This is a genomic window from Mesorhizobium sp. M2A.F.Ca.ET.042.01.1.1, from assembly GCF_003997405.1.
Classification (GTDB): Bacteria; Pseudomonadota; Alphaproteobacteria; order Rhizobiales; family Rhizobiaceae; genus Mesorhizobium.
Genome location: NZ_RZRX01000536.1, coordinates 1 through 1,534, shown reverse-complemented (window position 1 = coordinate 1,534; position 1,534 = coordinate 1). Strand labels below are relative to the sequence as shown.

At 62.4% G+C, this 1,534-nt stretch carries 2 protein-coding genes; one reads left to right on the top strand and one right to left on the bottom strand.

What is annotated here, in order from left to right; translation table 11 throughout:
- The first annotated feature begins 59 nt into the window (after nt 1-59).
- Nucleotides 60-869 carry an MBL fold metallo-hydrolase gene (locus tag EOA23_RS34615; RefSeq protein WP_127307308.1) on the top strand — a complete coding sequence of 270 codons (810 nt, stop codon included), beginning with the start codon at nt 60-62 and terminating at the stop codon, nt 867-869.
- A 106-nt stretch (nt 870-975) separates the two neighbouring features.
- On the opposite strand, the gene EOA23_RS34610 is transcribed toward EOA23_RS34615, so the two are convergent.
- The coding region (locus EOA23_RS34610) for a TetR/AcrR family transcriptional regulator (RefSeq protein WP_127307307.1) at nt 976-1,534 on the bottom strand (559 nt) is incomplete at its 5' end.

Genomic DNA, 1,534 nt, shown 5'->3' with positions numbered 1-1,534 from the left:
GCCTGGAGATGATCTAGCCACAACTTCATCCGGATTTGCGACTGAACCGGGAGCAGGCATTGGAACGACTTTCCGCCGGACCGCATCACACGGCCTATAAAATCGGCGACTTGACCGTCACCTCGCTGCGCGACGGTTATGTCGACATGCCGGTCCGGCGGCTGCATAAGCCGGGAGGCGAGCCCTTCGGCGACGATCTCCCCTCGCAGGTGCCGCTCTTCGACGGCGCGCTCAGATTGTCGGTCAATGCCTTTGCCGTCGACGACGGCCGCGAAATTACGCTGATCGACACGGGCTCCTCGAACGCCTGGCACCCGACGATGGGCTTTCTGCCGCAGGCGCTGAGCGAGGCGAGGATCGCCGTCGACCGGATACGAACGGTTGCGTTCACCCACACGCATCTCGACCATATCCACGGGCTTGTCCTTGCCGATGGTCGCGACGGTTTCCAGCGGCTCTCCCGCCTGTTTGTCCCTCGAGCAGAGCTCGACATGTTCCGGTCGGTAGCGAGGTTGAGCCGCTTCCATGACCGAGCGGAACCTTTGGACCCTGGACAGCAGCTGAGCGCGAATATCGAGGCCGTCGCCGCTCGCGGCCATGAAATCGGCCATACCGGCTTTCGTGTCACGAGCGGCGGCGCGACGTTGCTGGTCTGGGGCGACATCGTGCATGTGCCGTCGCTTCAGTTCGAGCGGCCGGAGGTAGCGTGGGAATTCGACGCCGACCAGGACCAGGCGCGCGAGACCCGGCTGCGCATTTTGGCGCTTGCCGCCGACAACGCCTGGTGCGTCGCCGGAGCGCATCTCGATTCACCGGGCGTCGGCCGGATTTCGCGAGCCGAAACAGGCTTTCGCTTCGAACCTCTGTAGGAACGCCACATCCTGGCCGCTTGCTCAAGTGGCATCCGCAAATCGCCGATCGGTATAATGAGTCAACACCGCTTATGTTCTTTTGCGGTCCCTCGAGCGGCTGGACTTATCGAATCTCGGTTTTCAGCCTTTCAAAGGCATCCCGGACATATCCTTCCAGCGGATGCCTGGCGTGTTGTTGCTGCCATGTCTCCACCGCCAGGCGCAACGCGACGACCGTCACCAAGGCGACCAGTCGCAGACTGTCGCGGGCCTGGTCCGGCCGCAGCTCGCACAACCCTTCGAAAATGGCTTGCTCAAGCTGCAGGTAACCCGTGTGCCTGCGCGAGCGCAGCGTCTTGCTCTCCCGCATGATCTTGGCCGTCGCCATCATTTGCGACCCCTGGAAGCTGCCGATGATATTGAGCAATGCATCGCGGGCGATGTCGATCGCCGTTCCCGTGGGTTGCTCCGCAAGGATCGATGCTTTGACCACGCTCGCGTGGTTGCCCAGGGATGCAAACAGCACTTCATCCTTGCTCTTGAAATAGTGGAAGAACGTCCGGCGCGAGATGCCGGCGGCGGCAGCTATTTCGTCAAGCGTGGTCGCGTCATAGCCATTCGCCAGGAAAGCCTTCAGGCCGGCGTCGGCTATACGGCGGGACGTTTCCCGCCGTTTCCGCTCG